Source organism: Sphaerochaeta sp. S2 (assembly GCF_016406725.1).
GTDB lineage: Bacteria > Spirochaetota > Spirochaetia > Sphaerochaetales > Sphaerochaetaceae > Sphaerochaeta.
In genome coordinates this window covers 1-5,252 of sequence record NZ_JAEKNT010000486.1, presented here as the reverse complement: position 1 = coordinate 5,252, position 5,252 = coordinate 1, and the positions used below count along the sequence as shown (strand labels likewise).

5 protein-coding genes and 1 pseudogene are annotated in these 5,252 nt (G+C 48.4%); 4 read left to right on the top strand and 2 right to left on the bottom strand.

Translation table 11 applies throughout. The annotated features are described in order from the left end of the window. The coding region (locus JF818_RS14220) for an iron hydrogenase small subunit (protein ID WP_198892636.1) at positions 1-159 on the top strand (159 nt) is incomplete at its 5' end. A 110-nt stretch (positions 160-269) separates the two neighbouring features. Here JF818_RS14220 and JF818_RS14215 read toward each other — a convergent pair. Then, positions 270-2,309 (bottom strand): hypothetical protein, encoded by a 2,040-nt coding sequence (locus JF818_RS14215; RefSeq protein ID WP_198892635.1) that lies wholly within the window; start codon positions 2,307-2,309, stop codon positions 270-272. Positions 2,310-2,393: 84 nt separating this feature from the next. On the opposite strand from JF818_RS14215, the gene JF818_RS14210 reads away from it, so the two are divergent. Further along, positions 2,394-2,939, top strand: a complete 546-nt coding sequence (locus tag JF818_RS14210) for a hypothetical protein (RefSeq protein ID WP_198892634.1) — start codon at positions 2,394-2,396, stop codon at positions 2,937-2,939. Here the strand turns inward: JF818_RS14210 and JF818_RS14205 are convergent. Continuing rightward, positions 2,936-3,988, bottom strand: a complete 1,053-nt coding sequence (locus JF818_RS14205; RefSeq protein WP_198892633.1) for a hypothetical protein — start codon at positions 3,986-3,988, stop codon at positions 2,936-2,938. The genes JF818_RS14210 and JF818_RS14205 overlap by 4 nt on opposite strands. A gap of 193 nt (positions 3,989-4,181) precedes the next feature. Between JF818_RS14205 and JF818_RS14200 the strand changes: the two genes are divergently transcribed. Together JF818_RS14200 and JF818_RS14195 are read left to right on the top strand one after the other, a co-directional pair. Then, positions 4,182-4,724, top strand: a complete 543-nt coding sequence (locus JF818_RS14200; protein ID WP_198892632.1) for a hypothetical protein — start codon at positions 4,182-4,184, stop codon at positions 4,722-4,724. Positions 4,725-4,750: 26 nt separating this feature from the next. Continuing rightward, a pseudogene (locus JF818_RS14195) lies at positions 4,751-5,252 on the top strand (hypothetical protein); the annotation flags it as partial.

The window sequence follows — 5,252 nt, the reverse complement described above, 5'->3', positions numbered from 1 at the left end:
GGTCTCTACTCGGATGATAAGCAGAGCAAGGTCAGATGTTCCCACCAGAACGAGTCGATCAAGCAGCTGTACGAGGAGTTCCTGGACAAACCGCTCAGCAAGAAGTCTCATCATCTATTACATACCACCTATCAGGAGATTCCTGTTTACAAGGCCTGATAGTTGGCCAGTATCCAATTTGCCCGGCCCCCGACAGGCCGGGCATTCTTATTCTAAGAGAGACCCGGATTATCCGGGTCTCAATGTGTTAAAAAGCGCAATATCGAAAGTTAGGGAATGGCACACAGAATCAGTGAATCATTCATGTCTGAGACAATAGCCAGGTGTTCTTCACTGGGTGAGAGGGTCATTCTAGCTGGAACATAATCACCAAGGGAACTATTTTCCAGGAAGAGCGGTCTCCCGAACCCATCAACAGAGAAAGAAACAACATTCTTGCTGTCTTTTGCAAGTACGTAGAGCATGGTGTCATCCTTGTTTGAGACGAGCTGTGAGATTCCTTCCATTGCCCCGATATCATTCTGGGAGGAGGTATACACCTCCTTCTGGGCCCATGTGTTACCTGCATAAGCAAACCTCCCAAGATCGTTATCCGTTGCATAGATGAGCTGCTCATCGTTGATGAAGTGCAGGGAACCAATATTGTCCAAATATGGTGTGTCAGTACTCTGGAAATGCTGGTCCTGTGCAAACAGATCATCCATGGCGTTTTTCCGACAGAGCTTGAGGAATCCCGTGCCAGTGTCTGCCAAAGCTGCACTCTGCGATCCTTCTGAGATGGCCAAGGCGTCAAAGACAGGAGGGTTGGAGAACCACCAAATATATTCACCAGGGTCAGCACTCTCCGGTGTCTGGGCATACAGGTTTGTCTGTACCACATGCGAGGCATCAGGTATAAGGCCATAGAGAATTCCTGTACTTGCCTCCTTGCATAATTGATGCAGGCTTGTGAAGGTTTTGCTTGAACTGCTTGTTTTGTAATAGGTGTTACTTCGTTCAAACTGTTTGGTGAGCGTTGCATTCTTTGAATCATAGAAATAGACGCTTAGGCTTGGAATACTTGCATCAGCGATGGCAACAAGTTTTGTGAGTGGATCGACGTATATGTCGGTTACCTGTACTGCATTGAAGCCATCAGTTGTGGTATAGGTGTTGACCACCTCCAAGGTATCACGGACAATCCTACAGACCTGGATGGTCTGATGTTGGTTGCTGGCCAGCACCAACTTTCCATCAGGCAGGAATGCCACATGGGCATTCTTCCCGACATACAAGCCATCGGTAGTGTCCTCTACCATTCCGACGAGTTTAGGAACCCCCGCGGTTCCCTCGACAGCGGCTTTGAAAGTGATGCTGGCCGACCCAGTACTAGCCAGGAGTGCTCCTTTCGCAATGACATCCAAGCGATGTTGTCCACTCTCAGGTGTGAAAGTGCAGGAGAGGGCATTGCTTACTTCCTCTCCGTCCAGATACCAGCTTACCTCCAGGTCCTTTGCATCTTGAGCGGAGAGTGTTGCAGTTGCCGGGACCTGTGCCTCCATGACTTCACTGATCCCTTGGATGCTGCACTCAACGGGTACTCCCAGGTTGTTTACCAAGGTGATGGTTGCAGGAATATCTGCATACTTATCCAAAGTCAGTTCGATAGCACCCTCGGTGGTCTTGTTTCCCACTATCCGGATTACCTCTGCACAACCAGCAACCGACCTTGTTCCACTGTACAGCTTTGCCCTCAGCAAGTAGGAACCCGCAGGATAGGAACCGGTGAAAACAACAGAGCCGTTTTCCATGTTGTTCGTTGTTGGGGTTAGCGATGTGATTGTTCCCTGTGGGTCGGTAAGCCATACCTCAAGGCTGGGACTGTTGATTTTGGTTGCATCCCATCCCAGATGAATATCCATCATCCCATTGCCGCTAAGTGCGTTCAGTTTAATCACTGTCTCCAATGGGTCCTTTGATAGGTTGACCGAGACAGAACCTGTGACAAGGTCGATGCCTTGGTCGTTTCTCCCCACGGCCGTGATATCCCAGGTGCCGATCAAGAGTCCATCGACATCGACTTTATTGGTGTTGGACATGACACTGAAGGTGGTATCCTGGGGTCCTGTACCTTCCACTACATAGCGAGACACTTCCAGGGGAGTGTCATTTGGCAACAAGGTCTTCTCAGCTCCAGATTGCTTCTCCATGCTTACATGCAAGGAGGAGCGACCTGCGCTCTCTTCTTTGCATCCCCCAAAAGTAAAACACATGCAGCATAAAAGAAGGGGAATCCAAAGCCATCGTGAACATTGTGATATTCTGTTCATTGTAGCCTCCAATAAAGAAGAGGCGAACGGTAAACATCTGCTTCAAGGCTTTTCTTTTTTTCTTCGAGCAAGTACATTGGGGGCATGCAAGCTTTAATCAAACTCATCCTATTGGCATTGACCTTCTTCCTGGTCTTTATCAATCCCTCCTATATTGGAAAAGGGCTCTATTACTCTTTATTCCCCCTCTTGTTTCTGTTGGTGTGGTTGTTCTATAGGATCACCTACTACGTTTCTGAGAAAGAGGTCCGTAAGGCTACGGACGAGACGTTTCACTACTCCCTGTTCTGTGCCATGGTTCCTCCTCTGGGGGAAGGAGATCTGCTGAGAGGTAGATTGATTGTCACCAAGGATACTGTGGTTCTCTATCGCAGGGATGGTAGCAACCCTGTTAAAGAGTCATATCGTCTGGCCATCGCTGACATAGAGGGCTTTTCCATCGGAAAGGTGCTCTCTGTACGTAGTGGGGTCACATTCAAGGCAAAAGGACAGAGTGAAGCAAAGTTTGTTGTCTCTCGTGCCCATACAAAAAAAGAGGCTCTCACTGCAGCACTTGGCTGGAGTAGGCCTCATGGGAATATCGAGGTAGGAGAGGAAGCCAGTGGGGCTCCCTCTTTCAAGGATCTCTAGAAACTGAATCCAAATCCGATTCGCATTGGTTCAAGCTGGATGGTGAAGTCATTGGCAGTGATGACCCATTGTGCCTGTACTCCTGCTTCGTAGAATACACGCATCCATTCAGTCAACGCATAGGAGACTCCTCCCTGGATCTTTCCTGTCACCCCAAACTCATTGCTTCCGCTGGATGGGATGATAACCGTTGGGCCAAGTGAGACAGAGAGTGGGAAGGAAAGAGGTTTGTCGTCACGTAGGTTCCATTGAACCTTGCCCAATACGCTTATCTCATGATCTCCTTCTACCTTCGCATATTCTAGGGTCCCTCCAAACTTGAAGGCCCCTTCTGCATGTCTGAGGAGGTCAACCTGGATATCGAAGCCTTTGTCCGAGCCAGGGAACTGATAATCAAGGAATGAGACCGAGGAGTTGATCGACCACTGGAAAGCTTCCTCGTCGAAGGTGACAGCGCTGGTAGCGGCTGACGGAGTACTAGGTTTGAGTACTACCGTCTGTATTTCTTCAGCTTCTTTTTCTTCTGGCAGTGGTATTTCAATTTGTTCTTCTTTCTTCCTTGGTTCTTCTTCCAGTTCAAGTACAGGAGTTGACTTCTCCATCAGGCCTTTCTCTTCCTGATCTGTTGCAACACGAGGAGGGGCGAAGGGCACTTGTACCACCGGTCCCCTGGGCCGCGGAAGCTTGAGGAGTCCGTTTTGGATTAAGGGGCTTACAGGAAGTGGCATAGGCCTTGTAACCTGTATCACCGATTGCTGGGCTTCCTCTTTCATTGCCGGCATACTTGGGATATTGGGCTCTTGCACAGTCTCCTCAGGACGTTGCATAAGTTCTGGGGGGAGTTCTGTTGCTTGCTTTGGTTCTACATATTGTGCAGGAGAAACCTGTGGGACCTGTATGGTCTCACGCTCTCCTGTTTGTTCACTGGTTGCCGTTTGTTCTGTTCCACTTTGTCCAGCCAAAGGCCTGAACTCCACGTACCAGTAGGTACCTGCAGCCACAGTCAGGACAGCAATGACAATCAATACTACAGACCAAATCTTGTTCACAACAAACTCCTTACAATAAACTATAACAATAAAGATCATAGTTTGTGTACAAGTTTACCATGACTTGCAACCATTAATGAGAAGAATTCCTGTTTTTCTTATGAAGAGACCCTTTCCTCCTATTTGATAGTACCCAATTTGGTGAATATTCCCATACCTTACTCCGTGCTAGTTTCAGCGTACGGAGGAATATGTGCGTAAAATGATCATACTCATACCACTGCTCATCATAAGTAGTCCGCTCTTTGGGGCAGGACCTACCATGTATTGCTCTGTGGATGGAGCACTCATCGATGCACTATGGGAGGAAACGGTACTTGCTCGTGTGGAGCTTGGTCTCACCCTTGATGAACAGTTTGCCCTCCGTATTCCCATTGGACTTGCTGCTGAGCGTGAGAGAGGAGGACCTAGATTACTGGAAAGCGGTCTCTTTCTCGATTACTACCCCTTGGACTGTGGGTTGCATCTTACCGTTTCCCTTATCCAGGTAGGCTTTCTTTTCAATGATTGGTATGACGATGAAGAGGAATCCCTCCGTTTTCTCAATGAAATGGCAATCGGCTGGACAATTACTCCTTACAGAGGATTACGCGTTGAACCAAGGGTGATCATACGCGACCCAAACGGGGTATTCAATTCAGCATACAAGACGCTCTCATTACGGTTTTCCCGCTATCCCATGATTCGGTTTTCCTTGCTTTTGGGGTGGTCTTTTCCCCTAAAGCAAAAGAAGTAGAAAAAGATACAAGAGGAGGAAGGAATATGATAGGAAAAAGAATTGTTACCCAGGCTGTGGTGTTGTTGCTCATTGTGCAACTCTCTGGTTGCTCTATGGGGCTGCAATCAGTAGAGAAACAGAAGATTTCAGATGACCAGCTCCTGCCGGCGGTCTCTGATATGATCGAACAACAGAAGGATGTTGTCTGGCCATATCTGGAAGAGGAGGTCAGTCGTACACTTACAAAGAGCGAGCCCTCTGGTAAGCAGATTGTCAGCAATACGCTCTCTGAAGGTCAGGGAAGGGAGTATTTGGAGTTCTGTTATACGGTAGGGAATCCTCAGGGAGAGGCTGATGTTGAGAAGGTTGTCTCTTTTGCCCACTCATTGCTCAATGAGGAGGAACAGCAACAGCTGGACCAACAGCTGCAGCAGAGACGAAGCTTGCTTCAGGCAAGAGGAGAGAACCTTGCACGAGGCTTGGCTCCCAGTCAGCGAGCAGCGTTCTGGAAAGATATGCAGAAGCTGGTGACCAGGACTCTGGTAC